This window comes from Bradyrhizobium prioriisuperbiae, assembly GCF_032397745.1.
Taxonomy (GTDB): domain Bacteria; phylum Pseudomonadota; class Alphaproteobacteria; order Rhizobiales; family Xanthobacteraceae; genus Bradyrhizobium_A; species Bradyrhizobium_A prioriisuperbiae.
Genome location: NZ_CP135921.1, coordinates 5278251 through 5303198, shown reverse-complemented (window position 1 = coordinate 5303198; position 24948 = coordinate 5278251). Strand labels below are relative to the sequence as shown.

The following is a 24948-nucleotide window of genomic DNA, read 5'->3' as shown; positions in this document are numbered from 1 at the left end:
GTCACACCCAATAGGAGATCCGCGCCCGGAAGCGCACCAAGAAGGCTGCCGCCAGTATGAAATTCGCGACGGAGATGAGGCCCAGAGCGACATAATTTTCCACGGATGGCACCACCCCCAGCAGCGGCGCCCGAAACACCTCGACCAGGTGGTAGAACGGATTGAACGTCATCAGAACGGAGTGGCTCCCCAGCAACTCCGGCTTCCACATGATCGGCGTTAGAAAGAACAGAATCTGGACAATGCTGGCAATGATCTGCGGAATATCGCGAAAGCGGGCGGAGACCATGCCGATATAGATACTCGTCAGCGCGCCGTTAAGCACGATCAGCAGAAATCCGGGAATCGCATACAGTGCGGCACTGCCCGGCCAGATCTGGAAATAGATCAGGATGCCGAAATAGATCACGAAGTTATGGGCAAAGATGATGATCTTGCTCCACATGAAACGATAGACGTAGACCGAATACGGCAGCCGGATCTGCTTGATGTAGGATTCGGCGCCTGTGAACAGCGATCCCGCCTCGGTGAGCACCGAACTGATAATGCCCCACACGAGCAATCCCACACAGAGAAACGGCATGAAATCGTGCAGCGCCATCTTGAAGATTTGCGCGTACACGATTCCGAGTGCGACCACCATGATCGCCATGCTGGCCGTGAGCCACAATGGACCGAGCAGCGATCGGCGATAGCGCTGCAGGATGTCGTTCCAGCCCAGCCGGCACCAGAGCGGCCATAGCAAAGCGCCGTCGATGATGTCACGGATCGCTAACTGCAGCTGCCCATACCCGCCCTGCACCCGCACGGCCGCCCGCATGTCACCTCGCTGCTCGTCGTCGTGGGCTTGCTTCGACAAAACTATCACGTTTGCGACTGCCGCCGACCGGCGGCCTCCCTGTAAATTGTCTGCATTCGCTCCAAAAACAGCGACTGAGCATATTCCGTCTGCGCGCGCACACGCCCAGCGTCACCCAGCTTGCGCGCAAGCTCGGGTTCGTCAAGCAGCCTGCCGAGCGCCTGTGCGAACGCCGACGGATCGTTCGGCGGCACGGTCAGCCCCTCCTGCCCATCGCGCGCGACGTGCGGCACGGCGGTTCCCAGCGCGGTATTCACGATCGGGCGCCCGGCGGACATCGCTTCTAGTTGCACGAGACCGAACGCCTCGGCATCCGTGACCGACGGAAACGCGAGCACGCTGGCCGCATGAATATACTGCTTCACCTCGTCGCGCGGCAGGCCGCCGAGAATCATCACCCGGCCGGAAATTCCAAGCCGCGCGGCCAGGCTCTCGAGCTCCGCCTTGAGCGGGCCATCCCCGACGATTACGGCCTGGACGTCGACGTCCTGCGTGGCGCGCAGAAAAACCTCATATCCCTTGTAGCCGACAAGACGTCCGACGGCGACCACGAGTCGCGGATAGCGCGCCTTCATGCCGTCGACGACAGCTTGCTCGCTCTCACTGAGCGCGCCCCAATAGTCGACGTCACAGCCATAAGGCACGACGACGCATTTCAGGGCATGCGGCTGCAGGAATTTCGAATTCGCCACAATGGCCGCATCGGACACGATGATCTTATCGGCCCGCGCGAGGGTGCGCCGGACCAGCGGCGTCATCAGCCAGACCAGCAGCGAGCGTCCGATGATTTCCGCATGCCAGTGCACGATCAGCGCGGCCCGCCGGGGAAAGCCAAGCAGGACGCCCATGTCAGCGAGCGGAAACGGTGCATGGCAGACCACCACGTCCACCAACCTTGCCTGCCGTGCGAACACGAAGGGATAACTCGGCGCCATCGGCGTGGAAAAGGCCGTGCCCAATGACGTCACCGCCTTCACCAGCACCTCGTCAACCCGGTAGGTCCGCCCCAGGCCGAACGCGCGGGCAACCAACACCAAACCGTCGAACCCAGCCCGCGGCAGCTTCGCCAGTGTCGCGATGACGTGCGGAATCCCGCCATGCACGTCAGGCAAATAGATCTTGTAGGCATGCAGGACACGGATCAAGACGGGTTATCCAAGGGAACAGGCTTCACCGTCGCGCGAATTCCGCAAAAAGTGAATACCGATTTCAAAATGGTGCGTCGCATAAGATATTGACAAGCGGGATTTTTCTTAGGGCAAACCGGAATCGACTTTTCCGAACGCGGGCCGCGGCGCAGACGACCGTGCCGTCAGGTCCTCCTGCACCCGTTTGACCTGTACCTGGACCATGGTCGAAACGAGTTCCGCAAACCCGACTTTCGGCCGCCAGTTGAAGGCCGCCCTCAGCTTGTCCGGATTGGCGCGGGTGTAGTGGCTATCGGTCTTGCGAATGAGTTTCGGATCGACGCTGACATAATCGGTCCAGTCGAGACCGACCGAGTGGAAGGCCACTTCGCAGAACTCCTGGATCGAGTGATTTTCGCCGGTACCGACCACGTAATCGTCGGGCATCGGATGTTGCAGGATCATGTGCATCACCTCGGCATAGTCGCCGGCGAAGCCGAAATCGCGGCGAACGCCGAGGTCGCCCAGCAGCAGCTTGCCGTCCAGCAGGATCGGCCGGCCCCGTTCATCAAGTTCAGGGGTATCGCGCACGCCACACCAGGCCGCCGCCGCGGCATAAGCGATCTTCTGCGAAACGAACGACAGCGGACGATACGGACTTTCATGATTGAACAGGATGCCGGAGCAGGCATGCAGGCCGTATTGCTGCCGGTAGGCGCCGATGATCCGATGGCCATAAAGCTTGGCCACGCCATAGGGCGATTTCGGCTCGCAGTGGGTGTGTTCGTCCTGGCGCTCGCTGAAGCCGTCACCGAAGATATCGGACGACGAGGCCTGGAACAGGCGGGCGTCTGGCTTGTGCTTGAGCAGCAGTTCGCAGATGGCCTGGGGCAGGAACGCGTTGATCTCGGCGGTCTCCCGCGGCGCCTTCCACGACAAGATGGGCCGCGACACGGCCGCAAGATTGTAGATCTCGTCCGGCTTGGTGCTGGCGATCAGCAATTCCAGGAACGCGCCGTCGGTCAGTTCGCCCAGATGCCAGCGAATGCCGTCATCCTTCGTCCCGGGAGCCGACGGCCGTCGGGATTGCGCGTGCACCAAATAGCCGTGTCGGCGAAGCAGAGCGACCAGATAGCGGCCGTCCTGCCCGCTCGCACCGGTAATCAACGCAGTTTTAGCCAACGGATTGTCCCCATCCGGTCGTGTTATGCCCCGCCCTCACTGGTTTAGCGTGACCCGGTTGCACTCCGCAAACGATGCACTGCCTGCTTTGTGTGATGTTTGTACGGCGTCATTGTTTCTATTCGTTGTAGTTGAAATGCTTGAAACCGTGCTGCTTGACCAGCTCGTCGCGCTGCGCGGATTTCAGGTCTTCCTGCATCATCTCCGTGACCAGCTGCGCAAACGATGTCGTGGGCGTCCAGCCCAGATTGCGCTTCGCCTTTGACGGATCACCGAGCAGTGTCTCCACTTCCGCCGGGCGGAAATAACGCGAATCCACTTCCACGATGCATTTGCCGCTCGCGGCATCATACCCCTTCTCGTCGATGCCGGTTCCTTCCCAGCGCACCGCGATGTCGGCTTCCTTCGCGGCAAGCTCGACGAACTCCCGCACCGAGTGCTGTTCACCGGTGGCGATCACATAATCTTCTGGCTTGTCCTGCTGCAGCATGAGCCACTGCATCTCGACATAGTCACGCGCGTGGCCCCAGTCGCGCAGCGCGTTGAGATTGCCGAGATAGAGCTTCTCCTGTAGCCCCAGCTTGATGCGGGCCAGTGCGCGGGTGATCTTGCGGGTCACGAAAGTCTCGCCGCGGATCGGTGATTCGTGGTTGAAGAGAATGCCGTTGCAGGCATACAGGCCATAGGCTTCGCGATAGTTCACCGTGATCCAGTAGGCATAGAGCTTGGCCACCGCATAGGGCGAGCGCGGATAGAACGGCGTGGTTTCCTTCTGCGGAACCTCCTGCACCAGCCCGTAAAGCTCGGAGGTCGATGCCTGGTAGAAGCGGGTCTTCTTCTCCAGCTTCAGGATCCGGATCGCTTCCAGCAGGCGCAGGGGGCCGAGCGCGTCCGAGTTGGCGGTGTATTCCGGCTCTTCGAACGACACGGCAACATGGCTCTGCGCCGCGAGATTGTAGATCTCGTCGGGCTGCACCTGCTGCACAATGCGGATCAGGCAGGACGAATCGGTCAGGTCGCCATGGTGCAAGGTGAAATCATGGCCCTTCTCATGGAGGTCATGATAGAGGTGGTCGATGCGATCGGTGTTGAACAACGACGTTCGCCGCTTGATGCCGTGCACGCTGTAGCCCTTGGCGAGCAAGAGCTCCGCCAGATAGGCTCCATCTTGTCCGGTGACGCCAGTGATCAGAGCGGTTTTCTTCGACATTCAGCTCACAGTCCATGGTTTAGAGGTCGTCGATCATTATCGTCCGCGCAGCTATAGACGCATCGGGTCGAGAATGCGACGTTCCGTCTTATCCGGGAGGTCGAGTTCGAAGCTTTAGCTGGCGCAGCAAGCATTTACAATTGTCGGTTGCAGTTTAATGTTTCTTGGTAAAGTGAACACGATTTCAATTTCCACCGACAAAGCAATGAGATAGCTGCTGCTCAAGTCTTCATCACCTCTTCCCCGACCAAGACTTCACTAACCAAGACTTCACTGTCCAAGACTTCATCAGGCAATAGATAGACTGCGCCGAAATGGCCTTTGCGGAACGCCCCCAACAACAATTCATCGCCGGAGCCGAAATACAGCCCCTGCGCGGCTCGATCCTTTACGTCGTCTCCGAAGACTGGGCCTTCCTGTCGCACCGGTTGCCGATGGCCAGCGCCGCCCGTGAGGCCGGCTTCAGCGTTCATGTCGCCACCCGCATTGGAGAAGATGCGGAGGCCATCCGCGCCCACGGCTTCACGCTGCACCCGATCCCCTTCGTGCGCGGTCGCCTGTCGCCGCTGGCGGCGCTGTCGACCATCCTGGCCCTGCGGCGGGTCGGGAAGGCCGTCGGGCCGACGCTCGTACATCATGTCGGCCTGCAATGCTGCGTGCTCGGCGGGCTGGCCTCGCTGGGTGCTAACCGGCCGCAAGTCAATGCGCTGACCGGTCTCGGCTATACGTTTACCGGCGGCCAGTCCCGCTCCGGATTTTTCCGCCGGGCGATGACCGCAACCCTGAAATTCCTGCTGAACCGCCAGCACGCGGTCACCCTGGTGCAGAATCCCGACGACCAGGCCGCGCTCGAGCAAATCGGGATTTCCGGCGGCCATCTCGCCTTGATCCCCGGATCCGGCGTCGATACCGACGCATTGCAGCCGCTGCCTGAGCCGGAGGGGCCGATCACCGTCGGCTTCGCCGGGCGGCTTTTGACCGACAAAGGAATCCGGGCGCTGCTCTCGGCGCATCGGCTGTTACGGCAGCGCGGTCTCGACATCCATCTCCACATCGCGGGCGAGCCCGATCCGGCCAACCCCGCCTCGGTGTCCCTGCAGGAGGCCCAGGCCTGGAACCGCGAACCCGGCATCACCTGGCTCGGCCATGTCGACGACATCGCCTCGCTATGGCAGCGCTCGCATATCGCGGCCCTGCCCTCGCACCGGGAGGGTCTGCCGAAAAGCCTGCTCGAAGCCGCAGCCTTCGGCCGGCCAATGGTATCGACGGACGCGCCTGGCTGCCGCGAAATCGTCATCCATGATCGCACGGGTCTGCTGGTCCCCATCGAGGATCCCTCGGCCCTGGCAGACGCCATCGCCACGCTGGCCGAATCGCCCGAGCTGCGCGCCCGCTATGGTGCCGCCGCCCGCGAGCTCGTGGCCGAGAAGATGTCGGCCCGCGCCATCGGCCAGACCACGCTGGAGCTCTATCGCTCCATGATCGCGCGATGACGCCGACAGTTGTCAGCCTCCCAACCATTTACTAGACACGCCGCATGATGGCGATCGATCAGCTTTTGCAACAGCCGCTGCTCCTCGCGGCTATTCCTGTTGTCTCGGCGGTCCTCTGCGCCGCGCTGATCGTCGTGTTGCGCCCCCTGCTCGTCCGCTATGCCCTGGCCCGGCCAAATACCCGCTCCTCGCATAGCGAACCGACGCCACAAGGCGGCGGCATCGCCGTCATCGCGGCAACCGTCCTGACCGTTGCATTTGCAGGGCTGTGGACCCATGCCACCGGCACATATGCTCTTGCGATTGTCCTGGCGGCAGCGATCTTCCTCGCGCTGGTCGGTGCGATGGATGATCTGCGTCCGCTCCCCGTGCTGCCGCGCCTGGCGATGCAGGTCGCGGCCGTCACCGCCGCGCTGATTGTCCTGCCGGCCCAGTTGCACATCGCACCGTTTCTCCCGCTCTGGCTCGAACGCAGCCTGCTGCTGCTCGCAATGCTCTGGTTCATCAATCTGGTGAACTTCATGGACGGGCTCGACTGGATGACGGTCGCCGAGATGCTGCCCATGACGGTCGCATTGTCGGCCTTCGCTCTCGCCGGCTGGACCACCGACGTAGTCCCGCTTGCGCTCGCGCTTGCCGGCGCCCTCCTCGGCTTTGCCCCGTTCAACCGGCCGGTCGCGCGGCTTTTCCTGGGGGACGTCGGCAGCCTGCCCATCGGTCTTTTGATCGCCTGGTGCCTGGTGCAGCTTGCCGGGCAAGGCCATCTCGTCGCAGCACTGCTGCTGCCGCTCTACTATCTCGCCGACGCGACAATCACCTTGGCGCTCCGGCTATCCCGAGGCGAGAAGGTCTGGGAGGCGCACCGGACCCACTTCTATCAGCGCGCGACAGATAACGGCTTCAAGGTCATCCAGGTTGTGCGTGACGTATTCGTGCTCAATATCCTGCTCGGTGCGCTGGCCGCGGCCTCACTGATACTGACTTCGTTCGAAATTGATCTCCTGCTGTGCGTAACAGGAGCCATCGCCGTGGCCATCGTACTGAGGCGATTTTCACGAATCAAAGGATATCGCCTCACAAAACCTTTGCGCACTCCGAAGTAACGTCATCGCCGATTGTTTGAAACTCATTAAGCTTCTAATCTGAAGATGCCCAATCGACGGAGCTCAAAATGGTCGACTACGTTCTGGAAGGTCCGAAATGGGGCACGGCCAGCTTCGGTACGGCTGGAGGTATTGTGACCTGGGCGGTCGATGCGACAGTCCCGGCCAGCTTCCTGGCCGAACTCAGCGCCGCCTTTGCAGACTGGTCACATTACGCCAACATCGAATTCCAGGAGGTGGCGTCGACTGCTGTTTCGCAAATCGATTTTACGATGAGCGCGATTGACGGCCTCAACCAGATTCTTGGAGAAACCAGCTTCTACTACTCGGGAAGCAAGTTCATTTCCGCTGCCATCGAATTTGACACCGGGGAAGGTTGGCACCTGTCCGGCAGCCAGATCATCAGCAACAGTGCCGTGAATTTATTCCAGGTCGCCCTGCACGAAATCGGGCACGCCATTGGCCTTGACCACTACAACGCCACGCCCGCGATCATGAATGCCTACCTGAACACGAGCGTGACCGACCTCGCGCAATCGGACATCGACGGAGTTCAAGCGCTTTATGGCAGCGCCCCACCTCAAAATCTGTTTGGAGCGACTGTACACGATGTCCAAGGCCCGGGCGGTGAAATCTATGCCCTCTATGACGCTATCCTGGGGCGAACACCGGACCCGTTGGGTTTCGAGGGCTGGGTTTCATTGTTGGAACACGGCACATCACTGCACGAAGTAGCCGCGAGAATTCTCGCCTCGCCGGAAGCACAGCTGCATCTCGGCGCAGCGGACAACGCCACGTTTGTGGAACAGCTTTATCAGACCGCACTGCATCGCCAGCCCGAAGCCGCCGGGCTGCAAGGATGGACCAACGCACTCAATCAGGGCATGTCACGAGCCGATATCGCGATAGCTTTCGCGCTCAGCACCGAGAATGTCAGCGGCATGCAGGCCAGCTTGAACGCCGGGGTCTTCGCGCCCGATCTCGATGCCTCAAACGTTGCCCGCCTCTACTACGGATTGCTCGGGCGCGCGCCGGACGCGGCCGGCCTTGCTGGCTGGACCAATGTGATCAAAGATGGCGCTTCGCTAACCAGCATCGCTCAGGCATTCCTGAACTCGACCGAATACAACAGTTCGCACGCGGGAATGTCAGACGCGCAGTTCGTCGATAGCCTTTATGTCAACGCGCTCGGCCGCCACGCGGACAGTGCCGGCCTGCAAGGCTGGGTCAACGCGCTTGCCAACGGCACCTCGCACGCGGATGTCGCGATAGGCATCGCGGAGTCCGCCGAAGCACTTAATCATCATCTGTCTCACATCGAGCAATCCTGGCTTCTGGTCTAGATTGAGCCCCCACGCGTAGCAGATCACCGCGGCCATTACGGTCACCCATGGCTTTTACAACGTGAGCAGAAGGGGCGCGCCGGTGAACACGATATCGATGTCATAGTCCGGCTGCAGTCCGGAGAGGCCGATCATGCCTCCGGCGAGATCGATAGCGATATTTAATTCTTAATCCAAACAATCAAAATAAACACGAAGCCATCCTCTTTAATTATTGCCAGCTTTATTTTGGGCTCTTTGGGTGCATTAGAATTGTGGCAAGTATTATCGTGAAGATAAAAGGAGAGACATCAAACGACATGGCTGACTATGTCCTCGAAGGTGCGAAGTGGGGCTCCCCCATTAATCGGAACTGGCGGAGGCACTGTTACCTGGGCGACCGACGGCGCCATCCCCGCAAGCTTCGCATCCCATTTTTCCGCAGCTTTCGCCGATTAGTCCACATACGCAAACATTCAGATCAGGCAAGCGGCCTCGGCGGCAACCACAAATATCGTATTTGCGCTTGAAGGAATCGACGGCACCGACAACACGCTCGGTGAAGCGAGGGAAATCTTCTCAGGGCGTATTCCAATCGACAACCGTCACCCTGGAAAGCAGCGAGGGCAGGCAGGCATCCGGCAACCAGATCGTCAGCAGCGGCACAAGCCTGTTTGCCGACGCCGGCCATCATGAATGCGGTGCTGGATCCTGACGTTACAGACCTGACGCAGTCCGATATTCACGGAATTCAGGCCTGTACGGCACCACAGAGGACCTGTTCGGCACGACCGTTCACGATGTCAAAAGCCCCGGTGGCGCGGTCTACGCGCTCTATGACGCGATTTTGGATCGAACTCCCGACCCTCTCGGGTTTGAGGGTTGGGTTTCGGCCATCGAGCACGGAACGTCCTTACATGACGTTACCGCCGCATTTTGGCTCTCCGGAAGCCCAATCTCATATCAACGCATCGGACAACGCCGCTTTTGTTGAGCAGTTGTATTAAACCGTATTGCATCGACATTCGGAACCAACCGGAGAGGGTTGGGTCAACGCATTGAATCATGGAATGTCTCGGGCGGATGTTGCAATCGGCTTCGCACAAAGCGTGGAGAAGGCATCGAACATGGGCCGCCTTTACTACGGGCTATTGGCGCGCGCCCCGAACGCCGCAGGTCCTGCCGGGTGGACCGGACTTGCCAACAACGGTTCATTTTCGTTCAAGGGCACCGCTCGAGGGTTTCTGAATTCGGCCGAATACAAGAGTACGCATACTGGAATGAGCAACGCTCAATTCGTCGATATCCTCTACTTCAACGCACACGGCAGGCATGCTGACCCGGCCGGGCTCCAAGGATGGACTGATACTTTGGCCCACGGCGCGTCCCGCGCGGATGTTGAGCTGGGTATTTCGGAGTCTCAGGAAGCGCAAAAGCATCTGCTCCCGTCGATCGAGAAGGGCGGCACTTGGTCTACTAAATGCAACTCGTCAACTGGATTGGCGGTTCGAAAACTCCATGCCGAGGTTCAGGCCGCGCCCGCCTTGAACTCCGGCACCGCATCCTTCAGCACCACCTCGATCACGCTGCGGTCTTCCGTGGCCACTGCCTTCTCCAGCGACAGCAACCAGCCGCGCAGGGTGTCCAACGGCGGTTCGTTGGGGCGGGCGGCGACGATGCCGGCAATGCCGATATCGGTGGTCGGCTCCTCATGCGCAAACAGGATTTCGTTCATCCGCTCGCCGGGGCGAATGCCGGTGAATACGATCTCGATGTCGTAACCGACCTGCAGTCCGGACAGGCGGATCATCCGCTCGGCGAGATCGACGATCTTCACCGGCTGCCCCATGTTCAGCACGTAGACCGAGACGTCCGGCCGCTGCGGCTGCAGCGCATGGGTGGCCGCGGTGACCACGAGATCGCAGGCCTCGCGGATGGTCATGAAGTAGCGCACCATGTCGGGATGAGTGACGGTCACCGGCCCGCCGGCCTCGATCTGCGCCTTGAACTTCGGCACCACCGATCCGTTCGAGGCCAGCACGTTGCCGAACCGCACGGAAATGAGCCGCATCGGCGGTTTGCCGTTGCCCTTGCTGGCCAGATAGCGATCGAGCGCCTGGCAATACATCTCGGCGAAGCGCTTGGTCAGCCCGAGCATCGACACCGGCTCGATCGCCTTGTCGGTCGAGATCATCACCATGGCCTCGGCACCGGAGGCGAGCGCCGCATCGGCCACATTGACCGAGCCGAAGATGTTGGTCTTGACGCCCTCCGCCCAGTCCCGCTCCAGGATCGGCACGTGCTTGAGCGCGGCGGCATGGAACACGATGCTGGGCTTGAACTCGTGCATCAGCCGCATGATGCGGTCGCGGTCACGAATGTCGGCGATGCGACCTTCGATCACCGCCGCCGATCCCCGCGCCGACAGCTGCTCCACCACGGCATGCAGCGCCGGCTCGGCATGCTCGATGATCAGCAGCCGCGCCGCGCCGAACGTCACCATACGCTCGCAGATTTCCGAGCCGATCGAGCCTCCGCCGCCGGTTACCACCACGGACTTGCCCTTCACCAGCGCCTCGAGCCGCCGATAGTCGATCTTGACGCTCGGGCGCAGCAGCAGGTCCTCCACCGCCACCGGTGCAAGCCGCGGCGCATCCTGGCTTTCGTCCAGCGACGGCAGCCGGCTCACCGTCAGCCCCAGCTTGCGCGAGCGGGTCAGCACAGATTCCGGCTGCACCTCCGGCTCGAACGCCGACGGCAGCATCACCACCCGATCGATCGGCTTTTCCCGGCGCGCGAAGTCACCGACCACATCGGCGAGATCTTCGAGGTTGCCGAGCACGGGAACACCGCGGATCAGCTGCCCGCGATCGGATGGTGACGGCGACAGCACGCCCACCGGCCACAGCCGCTTCACCGCGCCGTTCTCGATGGCGCGCAGCAGCACTTCGGCGTCCGCGGCCCGCCCGATCAGCAGGGCCGGCACGGCATCCACCACCCGCGCCTGGTTGCGGGTGCGGGTGTAGCGGAAATAGCGATAGGCCAGCCGCGCGCCGCTGAGGAAGAAGATCTCGATGAACCAGTAGAGGATGATGGTGACTTTGCCGAAAAAGAATGTGCCGTACACATTCGGCGCCAGCAGGATGTAGTCCAGGATCAGCAACGCGACCGCGAGCACGGTTGCGACCCGGACGATGTTCAGCAGGTCGGGGAAGGAAATGAAGCGCCACTTGGTGGCGGTCAGCTTGAACAGGTAGCAGACCACGAAGCTCAGGACGAGGAAGTACGGCAGGATCCAGAACAGGACCGGCAGGCGGTCGAAAAAGCTGGAGCCCTCGAACCGCACAAAAAAAGTGACGAGCACGGCGGCCGCGGTCGCCAGCACGTCGTGCGCTGCGATCAGCCAGTTCCGCCATGTCATGCCGTAGAATCGGATCATTGCTGCCAGACAGTTGTCGCGATGCGCGCGAATGTGACCATGGGACCGGATGCGGCGCCTTTCATGGCGCCGCGCCTTGCTTCGCCGCCCGCTCGCGCAGCGCCATTCCACCGGCGACGCCGACGCCGAGAACATACATCCATCCCTCGTGGAAATCGAACAGATGCGAGTTCAGCAGCGAACTGACCACGTTCTGCACCACCACGGTCAACCCAACCCAGGTTGCAAGGCCAACGACACCGCGGAATAGCATCAAGTGTACGATCCACATGGCATAAAGCACGAGACAACCGACGAGCCCCCATTGCACCGCCACGTTCAGGGTCTGGTTGTGCGGATTGCCGATCACCTCGGCCAAGAGGCCGGTCTGACCGACCGCCTCGCGCTCGAACAATTGCTTGGTCGACCCCGTTCCGTTGCCGAACACCGGTGCTTGACCAATGAACTTCAGCGACTTGTTCCAGTATTCCAGTCGCTGTGCCGTCGATGTCACCGCGTTGCTTTGGTACCCCTGATACTCGACGGCCACGTTGGCGATCCGGTCGCGCAGATAGGGTGACGTCAGCCCCACCAGCACCGCGGCGGCGACGGTCGCGGCCAGCAATATCAGCGAGGCGCGGGCGCTGAGGTGCAGCACCGCGAACAGCACCAGCAGCACCGGGATGTAGACCAGCGCCGTGCGCGCCGACACCACGAACATCATGTTGGCGAAAAAGCCGAGCATCAGCGCTACGCAGGCCGCAGCCCAGGCAAAGCGCCGCTGGCGAAACAGCGCCAGCGCCGGCGACGCCAGTGCGAACATGCACAGCGTGAATTCCTGGCTCTGGTCGATGTAGTTTTTCACCGGAACGCCGGGATTGGTGGTGGCAGTCACCTTCAATCCGGGCGCGACCAGCACGATCCACGACAGGACCATCAGCAACGCACAGGAGACCAGAAAGGCCTTGAGCACCCAGAGGCCACGTTCCGACCGCTCGAAATGATAAAGCAGAATCGGGATCGCCAAGAGCTTGCTGACCGGATTGATGCCGTGCAGCCGCGCCGCCCAGGAGCTGTCCGACCACAGCGTGCCGACCACAGCGAGTACAAAAAACGCCAGCGGCAGCGCGCAGGCCGGCCGCGCCAACGAGCGCAACAACCCGCGCAGGTCCACCGCCAGCGCCAGTGCGATCAACCAGAGCACCGTGAACACGGCGGGCGCCGTCGTCGACCACGGCAGCGTCGCAGCAATCGCGGCCGCCAGCACATCGGCGTTTCGCATTCGCACCGCCGGATCGCGACATGCCGCCACGAGCCGGGCCACCGGCCCACGCGTACCCGGTACCGGACAGTCGCGCGCGACCTGATGCTGGGCGAGGCCCTCGCTCATGCGTTGCCTTCTGTCTTGCCTTCACGCGCACGCGCCACCAGCGATGTGGTGCTGAAGCCTTCGAGGATATCGACCAGCACAACCTCGCCGCCATGCGCTTCGACGATCTCGTGGCCGACCACCTGTTCGCGGGTGTAGTCGCCGCCCTTGACCAGAGCTCCCGGCTTGATCCGGGTGATCAGCTCGATCGGCGTGTCGTCCTCGAAAATCACCACCAGGTCCACCGCCTCAAGCGCCGCCAGCACCTCGGCGCGGGCGCGTTCGTTCTGCACCGGCCGCCCTTCGCCCTTCAGACGCGTCACCGAGGCATCGCTGTTGAGGCCGACGATCAGCCGGTCGCAGGTGGCGCGGGCCCGCGTCAGCACCCGCACATGGCCGGGGTGGAGAATGTCGAAGCAGCCATTGGTGAAGCCGATCCGCAGATCCTGTGCCCGCCAATCCGCCACGCGGGCATCGAGATCGACAGCCGTCTCCGCGATCTTCTCCTCGGCCGTGAGCGATGCATGCGGAAGAATACGGCGGCGCAACTCCGCGAGCGAAACCGTCGCAGTCCCCTGCTTGCCGACGGCCACCGCAGCACCGGCGGCGGCACAGCGCAGTGCGGTGTCCCAGTCGGCACCGGCGGCAAGGGCCACGGCGAGCACCGCCGCCACCGTGTCGCCCGCGCCCGAGACGTCACGCACCTTAACCGGCTGGGCGGGCACATGGATCGACGCGCCCTCGCCCGGCACCAGCGTCATGCCGTGCTCGCTCTGCTTGACCAGCATCGCCTCGCAATCGGCGAGCAGCATCAGCTCGCGCGCCGCGGTGGCAATCTCGGCCGCGGTGCCGGTCCGGTTGCGGCTCGCCACCGTCAGTTCCTTGCGGTTGGGCGTCAGCAGGGAGGCGCCGCGATAAACAGCGAAGTTGGCACTTTTGGGATCGACGATCACCCGCTTGTTCAGCTTGCGAGCGGCATCGATCACATTGCGGATCACCCGCGCCGTCAGCACACCCTTGGCATAATCGGACAACAACACGATATCGGCACGCGGCAATGCCGCCAACGCCGTGTCGATCAGCTTGCGCTCGATCGCGTCGGACGCGGGCGCCGCCTGCTCCCAATCGGCGCGCAGCATGTGGGTCGAGAAATGCTCGGACACATAACGCACCTTGCGGGTGGTCGGCCGCGCAGGATCCACCACCAGCAGTTGCTCGATCAACGGCTCGCGCCCGAGTTCCACCCGCAATGTCTTGCCCGCGTCATCCTCTCCGACGAGGCCGACAAAGAGGCAGCGCGCGCCGAGGCTCGCGATGTTGCGCGCCGCGTTGCCGGCGCCACCGACATTGATTTCGCTGCGCTGGACTGCAATGACCGGCGCCGGTGCTTCCGGCGAGATGCGCGAGACCTCGCCATAGACGAACTCATCGAGCATCAGGTCGCCGATGCACAGCACCGTCTGGCCGACCATCGCCTGCGACAGCGCCTCAAAATCCAGCATGCGGACGTTCCGTACCTTTAGGTTGACGCGATCAGCGATAGCGATCGGGTTGATCGAGGAACCCCCCGACATAGGCTCCAACCGCATCTTCCAGCGCCGTGAAGCCGCCGTTATAGCCCGCGCCGTGCAGGCGATCGACACCGGCTTGCGTGAAATATTGGTAACTGCCGCGAATTTGCTCCGGCATGTCGATGTATTCGATGTTGGGCTTGGCACCGAGCGCGCCGTAGGCCGCCAGCATCAGGTCGCGAAAGCTGCGGGCGTGGCCGGTGCCGACATTGAACAGGCCTGAGACCGAGCGCCGCGACAACAGCCACACGATCACCCGCACCACGTCGTCGACATAGATGAAATCGCGCCGCTGGTCGCCGTCGGCGATGCCGTCGCGGTGCGACTTGAACAGCTGCACCACGCGGCCATTCTTGACGTCGTCGAAGCGGCGCGCCAGCACGCTCGCCATGGTGCCCTTGTGATATTCGTTCGGGCCGAACACGTTGAAGAACTTCAGCCCGGCCCATTGCGGCGGCAGTTTGTCGCCGTTCTCGACCCTGCCCAGCACCGCGAGATCAAACAGATGTTTGCTCCAGCCATAGAGGTTCATCGGCCGCAGCTGCTTCAGCGCGGCCACCGAGCTGTCGTCGGCAAAACCTTGGGCCCCATCGCCATAGGTCGAGGCCGAGGAGGCATAGATGAACGGCGTCGCATTGGCCGTGCACCAGTCGAGCAGCTTCAGGGAGAAGCGGAAATTGGTGTCGATGACGAGGTCGCCGTCGGTCGCAGTCGTCTCCGAGATGGCGCCGAGATGGATGACGGCCTCGACGCGCCGGCCCTGCAGCCATGTCATCAGTTCGGGTGGCGGCACCACGTCGGCGAGTTGCCGCTTGGCCAGGTTGCGCCATTTGCCGTCACTGCCGAGCCAGTCACAAACGGCCACGTCGGCGCGGCCGGCCTCGTTCAGGGCGGCCACGACGTTCGATCCGATAAATCCGGCCCCGCCGGTCACCAGCAGCATGAAAAATCCGTCTTTTGCGTTGCGAGGCCACCTTTGCCTCAGTCGTGTCCGGCAGGCAACCGATGCGCGGCCTGTTGGGATCGGGAATATCGCATGCATCGGCCACTAGACGGCGGGCGGATCAGGTTATAACCGGCTGAAGCCCAATGTTCGGGATCGGGCCGAGCCGGAATCTTTCGATACTATGAATATAAATTCAGACTTTCAGCTGGAGGAGTCGGAGATCGACACGGTCGATACCAGGCCGATCCTGATCGTGCCCTATATGTGGATCGGCGATTTCGTCCGCGGCCACACCGTGGTGCGGGTGCTGAAGCAGCGCTGGCCGAATCGCCCGGTGGATATCCTGGCCACCAGCCTGTGCGCGCCGCTGGTGGATTACATGCCGGGCGTCCGCCAGCCCATCGTCTGGAACCTGCGCCGCAGCCGGCTGTCCCTCGCCAGCCAATGGGAGCTCGCCAAGCGGCTGCGCGCCGAGAGCTACGGCACGGCGCTGATCATGCCGCGCACCTGGAAAAGCGCCATTGCGCCAGCGCTGGCGGGCATTCCGCAGCGGACCGGCTTTGTCGGGGAGTTGCGTTTCGGCCTGGTCAACGACTGGCGCTGGGGCGAGAAGGCCCTGCCCCGGCTGATTGACAAGAAGGTCGCCCTGGCGCTGGCCCCCGACACCAAACTGACCATGGACTGGCCGCCGCCGCAGCTGGTGGTGCCATCCACCGAAGTCGACGCCTGGCGAAAGGCTCAGGCGCTGGAGCAAAAAGCGTCCATCGTGGCCCTGGCACCCGGATCCGTCGGCCCTTCCAAGCGCTGGACGTCGTATCCCGAACTCGCCCGGCAACTGACTGAGCGCGGCATCGACGTCTGGGTGGTCGGCGGCCCCGGCGAGAAGCCGTTGGCGGCGGACATCGTCAAAGCCGGCGGCCCCCGGGTGCGCGACCTCACCGGCACCGACCTGCGCAACGGCATCCTGGCGCTGGCCGCCGCCGATCTCGCCGTCTCCAATGACTCAGGTCTGGTGCACACTGCGGCGGCGATCGGCACCCCCACGGTCGGCATTTTCGGGCCCACCAGCCCCTACCACTGGGCGCCGCTCAACGGCCTTGCCGCCACCGTCCAGAGCGACACCAAACTGCCCTGCCAGCCCTGCCACAAACCGGTGTGCACGGCGAACAACCACCGCTGCATGACCGATATCGGCTCCGGATCGGTGACGACGATCGTGCGGGACATTCTGGCGAAAACCGGCGCCACCCTTGCACCCCATCCCGCGCCGCTTGCACCGGTGCTGCCCGGTCAGTACCAGTGACGATGTGACGGAGGACGCCGTGAGCCAATACCGGATCGCCGCCCATTTCCAGAGTTCGCTCACGGCCATGACCGAAGCCGCGTGCAGCGATCCCCTGCTGCAGACCGCGCATGACATCGCCTGGGCGACCATCAGGGCGCTGCAGGGCGGCGGCAAGCTGCTGCTCGCGGGCAACGGCGGCAGCGCCGCCGACGCCCAGCACCTCGCCGCCGAAATCGTCGGCCGCTACAAGATCGACCGGCCCGGCTGGGCGGCGATCGCCTTGACCACCGACACCTCGGCACTGACCGCGATTTCCAACGACTACGGCTACGAGCAGGTGTTCGCGCGCCAGGTGCAAGGATTGGGACGGCGCGGCGATATCTTCTGGGGCTTCTCCACGTCAGGCAAATCGCCCAACATCGTGGCCGCGCTGAAGATGGCGCGCGAACTCGGCCTCGTCACCGTCGGCTTCGTCGGCGCCAAAGGCGACATCAACGACCAGCCGATGACGGCGCATTGCGATCTGCTGTTCGTCTCGCCCACCGACGACACCCCGGTGATCCAGCAACTGCACATGGTGGCCGGACACGCGATCTGCGACGAGATCGAGCACGCGCTGACCACGGCGCCGAAAGCATGAGCACGAGCGGCGCACCCTCGCCTGCGCCCCGGCCCGCCGCCTTTCTCGATCGCGACGGCGTGCTCAACTACGACGACGATTATATCGGCACACGAGAACGCTTCCGCTGGATGCCCGGCGCAGCTACCGCGATCCGCAGGCTGAACGAAGCCGGCTACTTCGTATTCGTTGTGACGAATCAGTCCGGCGTCGCGCGCGGTTTCTTTTCGGAGGACGATGTTCGCGCCCTGCACGACTGGATGCGCAGCGAACTCGCCGGCAGCGGCGCGCGAATCGACGACATCCGTTATTGCCCGGACCATCCCGAAGCAACCATCGCGCGCTATCGTCGCGACAGCGACTGGCGCAAGCCGAAGCCCGGCATGCTCCTCGATCTGATGCAGCACTGGCCGGTCGTGCGCGAGCGCAGCTTCATGATCGGCGACAAGCCGATCGACATGGACGCGGCCGCCGCCGCCGGACTTCCGGGTTTCCTGTTTCGCGGCGGCGACCTCGCCGTCATGGTCGACGAGGTGCTGGCGAAACTGCGTTAAACGGAAAGCGACTGCTGCCGCTCCAGAGTTTCCGTCACCGTGACGAACGAGGGATAAGCCCCCTTGCCACCAAGCACCGTGATCGAGCCTGAACCCACAGGACCCGTGAGTCCCGGATCCGTCGCCAGGAAGATCGCCACCAGCGGCACGCCATAAGCTGCCGCGAGATGCAGCAGCCCGGTGTCGACGCCGATCACGAGCGTGGCGCCGGCGATCACCTGCGCCGTCGCATCGAGTGGCTGGCGCTCGAGAATGCGGCTCCCCGGGATGGCGGCCGCCAGCCGCGCGCAACGCAGCCGTTCGCGCTCGTTGCCCCACGGCAGCACCACCTCGAGCCCACGGCCGGCCACCCATTTGCCGACGCCGATCCAATCGACCTCGCGCCATTCCTTGGCGGCGCGCGAGGTGCCGTGCTGCAGTAATGCATAGGGCCGCACGTCGGCCTGAACTGGGCGAACCAGACCATAATCGATCGCCTCGTCCGGCCGATAACCGAGGCTCAATCCCGTCAGCAGCCGGTTGCGGGTCACCGCATGCTGATCGCGCGCCACATTGTGCGTGACATCGTAAAACCGTGATGCGATCGGCTCACGAATGCTGGTGCGGTCATAGCCGTGGCGCGTGCCGGCGGCGAGCCGTGCAATCAAGGCCGAACGCAGCAGACCCTGCGTGTCGATGACGGTCTCCGCCGCGATGGCACGAACCTTGGCTCGAAACGCAGCGAACTCGCGCCATGTCCCGCCTTGAAACAGCTGGGATCGCCAGCGGCGCGTGGATACCGCCACGACCTCGTTCACGCCCGGATGCAATCGCGCCAGCGGCGCGAAGGCTTCCTCGACAATCCATGTCAGCTTTGCATCCGGAAAGCGGTGGCGTACATCCGACATCGCCGGCATCTGATGAACGACGTCGCCGAGCGACGATGTTTTTACGACCAGAATCTGAGGCATCGACATCGTCTTCAAAGCGCGGAAGGTCCGTTACGGTTTGGAAACCATAAAGCCGTTTCGCGGCTAAAAAGCCATCAAAATGCACCTCGCGCGGTGTGCGTTATACCGGATATCGACGAACGACGAGCAGGATCGAACACACTCGGCGCCGACCATTTCGGCGCCGGACGCAGAGGTTGAGATTCGCATGACCGTTCTTGTGACCGGCGGAGCCGGCTATATCGGCAGCCACATGGTTCTCGCGCTGGCGGAAGCCGGCGAAAACGTCGTCGTCATCGATAACCTGTCCACCGGCTTTTCCAACTTCATTCCCGACGGCGTGCCGCTGTTCATCGGCGACGTGTCGGATGAGAATCTCGTCGAAGGCGTCATCGCCGCGCACCACGTCGATTCCATCATCCACTTCGCTGGCTCGGTCGTCGTTCCGGAATCAATGCGCGATCCGCTCGGCTATTATCGCAACAACGCCATGGCGACGCGCAACCTCCTGAACGTCGCGGTTCGCTGCAACATCCCGCGCTTCATCTTCTCATCAACCGCGGCCGTCTACGGCAATCCCGACCACATGCCTGTGGTCGAGGAAGCTCCGACGCGGCCGCTGTCGCCCTACGGCATGTCGAAGCTGATGGCGGAGATCATGCTGCATGACGTCGCCACCGCGCATGGCATGAGCTATGTCGTGCTGCGCTATTTCAATGTCGCCGGCGCCGATCCGCTGGCGCGCGTCGGCCTCGCCACCGCGGGCGCAACCCATCTGCTGAAGATCGCGGTCGAAGCCGCCACCGGCCAGCGCGCCAAGATCGACGTGTTCGGCACCGATTATCCGACCCCGGATGGAACCTGCGTCCGCGACTTCGTCCATGTCAGCGACCTCGTGCAGGCCCATCGCGCCGCGCTCGGCTATCTGAGCAATGGCGGCCCCTCGACCACATGGAACTGCGGTTACGGCCGCGGCTATTCGGTGTTCGAGGTGATCGAAGCGGTGCGGCGCGTCTCCGGCCGCAACTTCGCGGTCCAGCAGGCCGACCGCCGCCCCGGCGACATCATGACCATGATCGCGGATACCCGCCGCATCCACTCCGCCGTCGCCTGGGCGCCCCAGTACGACAATCTCGAGACCATCGCGGCGCACGCGCTGGCCTGGGAGGAAAAGCTCCTGCAGGAGCGCCGGCAGGGCGAAGGACGCGTCGCCACCGGCTGACCGAGGCGATGACGAACCTGTAACAAGTCTCGGATATTCAAGCCCAATTTTCGCGCTCAGGACCTCCAATGATCGGGGACGAGGCCCTGTTTTTGCTTGAAAAAACCACCCATTGGGGGCATTGAGGCGGACGTTTCGCACGAACCCTGACCGCGCCGCGGCATGTTTCGCCACGCTGTCAATGGAACGCGGATGACCGATTTCCCAGTCAAAAACACACGAAAAGTAACCGACGATCCCTATGGCGCGGCCGCGCTGATCCGGCGGCTGGTCACGGAACAGGGCGTTGCCTATTGGCGGCGGTATCTGGTGGCATTCGGCCTGATGGCCATCGTCGCCGCCACCACGGCGCTCTCGGCCTGGCTGCTCGGTGAAGTGATCAACGCGGCCTACGTGGCCCGCGATTTCCACAGCATCGTGTTGCTGTCGCTCGCCACCATGGCGCTGTTCATGGCCAAGGGGGCCGCGACCTACGGCCAGTCGGTGATCCTGTCGCAGATCAGCAATGCCATCGTCGCCAACAATCAGCGGCGCCTGTTCGCCAAACTGATGCGCGAAAACGTCGGCTTCTTCTCGGAACGGCATTCATCGGAGTTCCTGGGGCGGCTGACTGCGGGCGCGACCTCGGTCACACAGGTTCTCAGCCTGCTGATCACCGCGCTCGGGCGCGATCTGTTGTCGCTGATCGGCCTCGTCATCGTCATGCTGTTGCAGGACCCCTTGATGTCGCTGTTCGGGCTTGTGGTCGCTCCGCCCGCGATCCTGGTGCTGCGCAAGCTGGTCCGGCGGGTTAGGAACCTGGCGCACACCCAGTTCACCAACAATTCCGACATCCTCGAAACGATGCAGGAGTCCCTGCAAGGCATCCGCACGGTCAAGGCCTTCACCCTCGAAGACACCATGCGGGAACGCATCGACGCCAACATCGCGGCGGTCGAGCGCAACGCCAACAAGATGGCGCGGGTGTCCAACCGCTCCAGCCCGCTGATGGAAATGCTCGGCGGCTTTGCGATCGCAGCCTCGCTGATCTATGGCGGCTATGGCGTGGTCGTGAAGGGCGCGACGCCTGGGCAGTTCTTCTCGTTCCTGACCGCATTCCTGCTGGCCTATGAGCCGGCGAAGCGCCTGGCGCGGCTGAACATCGACCTCAACAGCAGTCTCATTGGCGCGAGCAAGCTGCTGGAAATCGTCGACAGCCCCGCGACCGAGCCCGACGACAGCGACAAGCCCGCCTTGAAGCTCAGCGATGCCCGCGTGGAGCTGCGCGACGTCAGCTTCGCCTATCGCCAGGATGAGCCGGTGCTCAACCGCATGAGCCTGATCGCCGAACCCGGAAAGGTCACCGCGCTGGTCGGCCCGTCCGGCGGCGGGAAATCCACCGTGCTGGCGCTGCTGCTGCGGCTCTATGAGACCAGCGCCGGGCAGATCCTGATCGACGGCCAGGATATATCCAGCGTCTCGCGCCGGTCACTCCGCCAACAGGCCGCCTATGTCGGGCAGGATGTCTATCTGTTCCGCGGCACCATCCGGGAAAACATCGCATTCGGCCGGATCGGCGCATCCGATGAAGACGTCATCTCCGCTGCTCGGGCCGCCTGTGCCCACGATTTCATCATGGGCTTCCCGCTCGGCTACGACACGCCGGTCGGCGAGCACGGCACCCAGCTCTCAGGCGGCCAGCGCCAGCGGGTGGCGATTGCCCGCGCCCTGCTGAAAGATGCGCCGCTGATCCTGCTGGATGAGGCCACTGCCGCGCTCGATTCCGAATCCGAGCGGCAGGTCCAGGAAGCCATCGAACATCTATGCCAGAACCGCACCACCATCGTGATTGCCCATCGCCTGCACACCATCATGCACGCGGATGCGATCCTGGTGGTCGAAGGCGGGCGCATCGTCGAATCCGGCCAGCACGACGACCTGCTGCGGCGCGGCGGCCGTTATGCCTCGTTCTTCCGCTTGCAACATCGTGAAACCTCGCCACTGGCGCCGGTTGCGGCGTCGGCGTAAGTTCCGCGTCGCCCCACCCGGCGGCACGTTTTACAAGCCCGCCGTCCTCGTCCTCCGGCAATCACGCCGTCGTTCCCAACCATCGAGACCCGTCCATGTCGTTCGTCATTCCCGCCCACGCCACCCCATCGATCCCCGTTGCAGGCACCGGACAAGCCTTCCCGGTCCGGCGGATCTGGTGCGTCGGCCGCAATTATCTGGAACACATCCGTGAGCTCGGCAACGACGAGCGTCAGCCGCCGTTCTTCTTCGCCAAGCACGCCGACATGCTCGCGCCCGATGGCGTCACCGTGCCGTATCCGTCGCTGACCAAGGATTTCCAGCACGAGGTTGAATTGGCGGTGGCGCTGAAGAGCGGCGGCCTGAACATCGCGGCCGACAAGGCGCTGGATCATGTCTACGGTTATGGCGTCAGCATCGACCTGACCCGGCGCGACCTGCAGATGGCCTCGCGCAAGAAGGAACAGCCCTGGGAGATCGGCAAGTCGTTCGATCAGTCCGCGCCCTGTGGCGCGCTGCGCCCCGCCAGCGAGATCGGCCACCCGTCAAAGGGCAAGATCTGGCTGTCGGTCAATGGCGCTGAGAGGCAGAAGGGCGATCTCTCAGAGATGATCTGGAACGTGGCCGAGATCATTTCCAAGCTGTCGCTCCAGGTTTCGCTCGGCGCCGGCGACTTGATCCTGACCGGCACGCCCGCGGGCGTCGCCGCCCTGTCGCCCGGCGACAACATCGAGTGCGGCGTCGACGGCATTGGCACATTGAAGGTTCAGATCGCAGAGCCCGCTTAAGGCGCGCCCGCCGCTTCAACTGCAAGCTTACAACGGCCCCGATGTTACGGGGCCGTTTCGCGTTCAGGGGGTGACGCCGATCATTGCTCCGCACCTCGCAGCACTTGTTTTGCGAACGCGATAACCTTGAGCCGATCGTCCGTGGACGCAAGCTGGACGAAGATGCGCATGAGCTCCAGTCCTTCCGCTGCGAGCATCGACGTCCCCGGATCGGACACAGTCGCGCGATCGGCCCGTGAAAGCGGTGTCACATTATTTCGTTTGTCGAACACCATGAACAGCCTCCGGTGAAGAAACAGATGCGCCAGACCTGAGAGAATCTGGCCCCCACCACCAACACGACTGCAGCTTGCCGAAAAGCACGACCAGAAGATGGCAGCCGATCTGCTCGCACGTCGACTTGAACCCGCGTGAGTGCACCCTGAAACAAAAAAGCCCCGGATCGATCCGGGGCTTTCCTTGTCGCTTAAGCTACGCGGATCAGTAGCGATAATGATCCGACTTGAACGGGCCTTCCGGCTTGACGCCAATATAGGCAGCCTGATCCGGACGCAGCTTGGTCAACTTCACGCCGATTTTATTGAGATGCAGCGTCGCGACCTTCTCGTCGAGATGCTTCGGCAGCGTGTAGACCTTCTTCTCGTACTTGCCGGGATTGGTCCACAGCTCGATCTGCGCGATGGTCTGGTTGGTGAACGAGGCCGACATCACGAACGAGGGATGGCCCATGGCGTTGCCGAGGTTCACCAGGCGGCCTTCCGACAGCAGGATGATGCGATTGCCCTTCGGGAACTCGATCTCGTCGACCTGCGGCTTGATGTTGGTCCACTTCAGGTTCCGGAGGCCCGAGACCTGAATTTCATTGTCGAAGTGGCCGATGTTGCAGACGATCGCCCGGTCCTTCATCCCGCGCATGTGATCGACGGTGATGATGTCCTTGTTGCCGGTCGCGGTAACATAGATGTCGGCGCGCGGCAGCGCGTCTTCGAGGGTGACGACTTCATAGCCTTCCATCGCCGCCTGCAGCGCGCAGATCGGATCGACTTCCGACACCATAACGCGGCAGCCGGCCTGGCGCAGCGACGCCGCCGAGCCCTTGCCGACGTCGCCGAAGCCGGCGACGAACGCGACCTTGCCCGACATCATGACGTCGGTGCCGCGGCGGATGGCGTCCACCAGCGATTCGCGGCAGCCATAGAGGTTGTCGAACTTCGACTTGGTGACGCTGTCGTTGACGTTGATCGCCGGGAACAGCAGCTTGCTCTGGGCGGCGAGCTGATACAAGCGGTTGACGCCCGTGGTGGTCTCCTCCGACACGCCCTTGATGCTCTTGGCGAGTTCCGCGAACCAGCCCTTCGGCTTCTCGGCGAGCTTCTTCTTGAGCAGCGCGAAGAACACCTCCTCTTCTTCGCTCTCAGGCTTGTCGAGGAACGCGGTGTCGCCGTTCTCGGCGCGCAGGCCGAGATGGACGAACATGGTGGCGTCGCCGCCGTCGTCCAGGATCATGTTCGGCATGCCACCGCCGTGCCAGTCGAACAGCTTGGCGGTGTAGTCCCAGTATTCGGTCAGCGTCTCGCCCTTGTAGGCGAACACCGGAATGCCGGCGGCAGCGATTGCCGCTGCGGCATGGTCCTGGGTCGAATAGATGTTGCAGGAGACCCAGCGGATGTCGGCACCGAGCGCCTTTAGCGTCTCGATCAGAACAGCGGTCTGGATCGTCATGTGCAGGGAGCCGGCGATGCGCGCGCCCTTCAGCGGCTGCGATGCGCCGAATTCGGCGCGGGTCGCCATCAGGCCGGGCATTTCGGTTTCGGCCAGATCGATTTCCTTGCGGCCGAAGGCGGCAAGGGCGATGTCCTTGACGAGATAGTCAGCGGTGCTCATTGCGGGTTCCTTAAAAAGGCATGTTCCGGTCCGGCCAGATTGCCGCCCGGAACACGCGTC

Annotated in this window: 21 protein-coding genes and 1 pseudogene; 11 read left to right on the top strand and 11 right to left on the bottom strand. The window is 62.9% G+C overall.

Features of this window, described 5'->3' with window-relative positions; genetic code table 11:
• Nucleotide 1: 1 nt before the first annotated feature.
• From RS897_RS25045 to gmd, 4 genes are all read right to left on the bottom strand, one after another.
• On the bottom strand, nucleotides 2–820 hold the full coding sequence (locus RS897_RS25045; RefSeq protein WP_315831401.1) for an ABC transporter permease: 819 nt from the start codon (nucleotides 818–820) through the stop codon (nucleotides 2–4).
• A 44-nt stretch (nucleotides 821–864) separates the two neighbouring features.
• Complete coding sequence (locus RS897_RS25040; protein WP_315831400.1) at nucleotides 865–2004, bottom strand: glycosyltransferase; 1140 nt, start codon at nucleotides 2002–2004, stop codon at nucleotides 865–867.
• 108 nt (nucleotides 2005–2112) lie between these two features.
• Nucleotides 2113–3168, bottom strand: a complete 1056-nt coding sequence (locus RS897_RS25035; RefSeq protein ID WP_315831399.1) for a GDP-mannose 4,6-dehydratase — start codon at nucleotides 3166–3168, stop codon at nucleotides 2113–2115.
• Between the two features lie 118 nt (nucleotides 3169–3286).
• A complete protein-coding gene (gene gmd, locus RS897_RS25030; RefSeq protein WP_315831398.1) occupies nucleotides 3287–4378 on the bottom strand; it encodes a GDP-mannose 4,6-dehydratase in 1092 nt (363 codons plus the stop codon).
• A gap of 314 nt (nucleotides 4379–4692) precedes the next feature.
• On the opposite strand from gmd, the gene RS897_RS25025 reads away from it, so the two are divergent.
• The 5 genes and pseudogenes from RS897_RS25025 to RS897_RS42320 all read left to right on the top strand — a co-directional run.
• Nucleotides 4693–5871 (top strand): glycosyltransferase family 4 protein, encoded by a 1179-nt coding sequence (locus RS897_RS25025; protein WP_315831397.1) that lies wholly within the window; start codon nucleotides 4693–4695, stop codon nucleotides 5869–5871.
• Nucleotides 5872–5915: 44 nt separating this feature from the next.
• Complete coding sequence (locus RS897_RS25020; protein ID WP_315831396.1) at nucleotides 5916–6974, top strand: MraY family glycosyltransferase; 1059 nt, start codon at nucleotides 5916–5918, stop codon at nucleotides 6972–6974.
• 68 nt (nucleotides 6975–7042) lie between these two features.
• Nucleotides 7043–8317, top strand: coding sequence for a DUF4214 domain-containing protein (locus RS897_RS25015; protein ID WP_315831395.1), 1275 nt, complete (start codon nucleotides 7043–7045; stop codon nucleotides 8315–8317).
• Nucleotides 8318–9053: 736 nt separating this feature from the next.
• Nucleotides 9054–9290 (top strand): DUF4214 domain-containing protein, encoded by a 237-nt coding sequence (locus RS897_RS42325; RefSeq protein WP_407654565.1) that lies wholly within the window; start codon nucleotides 9054–9056, stop codon nucleotides 9288–9290.
• A 76-nt stretch (nucleotides 9291–9366) separates the two neighbouring features.
• A pseudogene (locus RS897_RS42320) lies at nucleotides 9367–9723 on the top strand (DUF4214 domain-containing protein); the annotation flags it as partial.
• Nucleotides 9724–9824: 101 nt separating this feature from the next.
• On the opposite strand, the gene RS897_RS25010 reads toward RS897_RS42320, so the two are convergent.
• From RS897_RS25010 to rfaD, 4 genes are all read right to left on the bottom strand, one after another.
• Entirely contained in the window at nucleotides 9825–11717 is a 1893-nt protein-coding gene (locus RS897_RS25010; RefSeq protein WP_315831394.1) for an SDR family NAD(P)-dependent oxidoreductase, read from the bottom strand.
• Between the two features lie 79 nt (nucleotides 11718–11796).
• The gene (locus tag RS897_RS25005; RefSeq protein ID WP_407654296.1) at nucleotides 11797–13104 is read right to left on the bottom strand and encodes an O-antigen ligase family protein; all 1308 of its coding nucleotides are present in this window, start codon (nucleotides 13102–13104) and stop codon (nucleotides 11797–11799) included.
• A complete protein-coding gene (rfaE1, locus tag RS897_RS25000) occupies nucleotides 13101–14585 on the bottom strand; it encodes a D-glycero-beta-D-manno-heptose-7-phosphate kinase (RefSeq protein ID WP_315831393.1) in 1485 nt (494 codons plus the stop codon). Before rfaE1 ends, RS897_RS25005 begins: the two co-directional genes overlap by 4 nt.
• Nucleotides 14586–14616: 31 nt before the next feature.
• Nucleotides 14617–15597 (bottom strand): ADP-glyceromanno-heptose 6-epimerase, encoded by a 981-nt coding sequence (gene rfaD / locus RS897_RS24995; RefSeq protein WP_315831392.1) that lies wholly within the window; start codon nucleotides 15595–15597, stop codon nucleotides 14617–14619.
• A 184-nt stretch (nucleotides 15598–15781) separates the two neighbouring features.
• Between rfaD and waaF the strand changes: the two genes are divergently transcribed.
• From waaF to RS897_RS24980, 3 genes are read left to right on the top strand one after another with little or no spacing between them, the layout of a single operon-like run.
• Nucleotides 15782–16903: a lipopolysaccharide heptosyltransferase II gene (gene waaF / locus RS897_RS24990; RefSeq protein ID WP_315831391.1), complete on the top strand. Its 1122-nt coding sequence runs from the start codon at nucleotides 15782–15784 to the stop codon at nucleotides 16901–16903.
• Between the two features lie 19 nt (nucleotides 16904–16922).
• On the top strand, nucleotides 16923–17525 hold the full coding sequence (locus RS897_RS24985) for a D-sedoheptulose 7-phosphate isomerase (RefSeq protein ID WP_315831390.1): 603 nt from the start codon (nucleotides 16923–16925) through the stop codon (nucleotides 17523–17525).
• Nucleotides 17522–18058 (top strand): D-glycero-alpha-D-manno-heptose-1,7-bisphosphate 7-phosphatase, encoded by a 537-nt coding sequence (locus tag RS897_RS24980; protein ID WP_315831389.1) that lies wholly within the window; start codon nucleotides 17522–17524, stop codon nucleotides 18056–18058. Before RS897_RS24985 ends, RS897_RS24980 begins: the two co-directional genes overlap by 4 nt.
• Here the strand turns inward: RS897_RS24980 and waaC are convergent.
• Nucleotides 18055–19008: a lipopolysaccharide heptosyltransferase I gene (gene waaC / locus RS897_RS24975; RefSeq protein WP_315831388.1), complete on the bottom strand. Its 954-nt coding sequence runs from the start codon at nucleotides 19006–19008 to the stop codon at nucleotides 18055–18057. The genes RS897_RS24980 and waaC overlap by 4 nt on opposite strands.
• A 187-nt stretch (nucleotides 19009–19195) precedes the next feature.
• Here waaC and galE point away from each other — a divergent pair, with 187 nt between their 5' ends.
• The 3 genes from galE to RS897_RS24960 all read left to right on the top strand — a co-directional run bounded on the left by galE (nucleotide 19196) and on the right by RS897_RS24960 (nucleotide 23004).
• Nucleotides 19196–20209, top strand: coding sequence for a UDP-glucose 4-epimerase GalE (gene galE / locus RS897_RS24970; protein WP_315831387.1), 1014 nt, complete (start codon nucleotides 19196–19198; stop codon nucleotides 20207–20209).
• A 192-nt stretch (nucleotides 20210–20401) separates the two neighbouring features.
• Nucleotides 20402–22216 carry an ABC transporter ATP-binding protein gene (locus RS897_RS24965; protein WP_315831386.1) on the top strand — a complete coding sequence of 605 codons (1815 nt, stop codon included), beginning with the start codon at nucleotides 20402–20404 and terminating at the stop codon, nucleotides 22214–22216.
• Between the two features lie 95 nt (nucleotides 22217–22311).
• Nucleotides 22312–23004, top strand: a complete 693-nt coding sequence (locus tag RS897_RS24960) for a fumarylacetoacetate hydrolase family protein (RefSeq protein WP_315831385.1) — start codon at nucleotides 22312–22314, stop codon at nucleotides 23002–23004.
• An 80-nt stretch (nucleotides 23005–23084) separates the two neighbouring features.
• Here the strand turns inward: RS897_RS24960 and RS897_RS24955 are convergent, their stop codons facing one another.
• Both RS897_RS24955 and ahcY read right to left on the bottom strand, forming a co-directional pair.
• Nucleotides 23085–23279, bottom strand: a complete 195-nt coding sequence (locus RS897_RS24955) for a hypothetical protein (RefSeq protein ID WP_315831384.1) — start codon at nucleotides 23277–23279, stop codon at nucleotides 23085–23087.
• 205 nt (nucleotides 23280–23484) lie between these two features.
• On the bottom strand, nucleotides 23485–24888 hold the full coding sequence (ahcY, locus tag RS897_RS24950; RefSeq protein WP_315831383.1) for an adenosylhomocysteinase: 1404 nt from the start codon (nucleotides 24886–24888) through the stop codon (nucleotides 23485–23487).
• Nucleotides 24889–24948 lie beyond the last annotated feature (60 nt).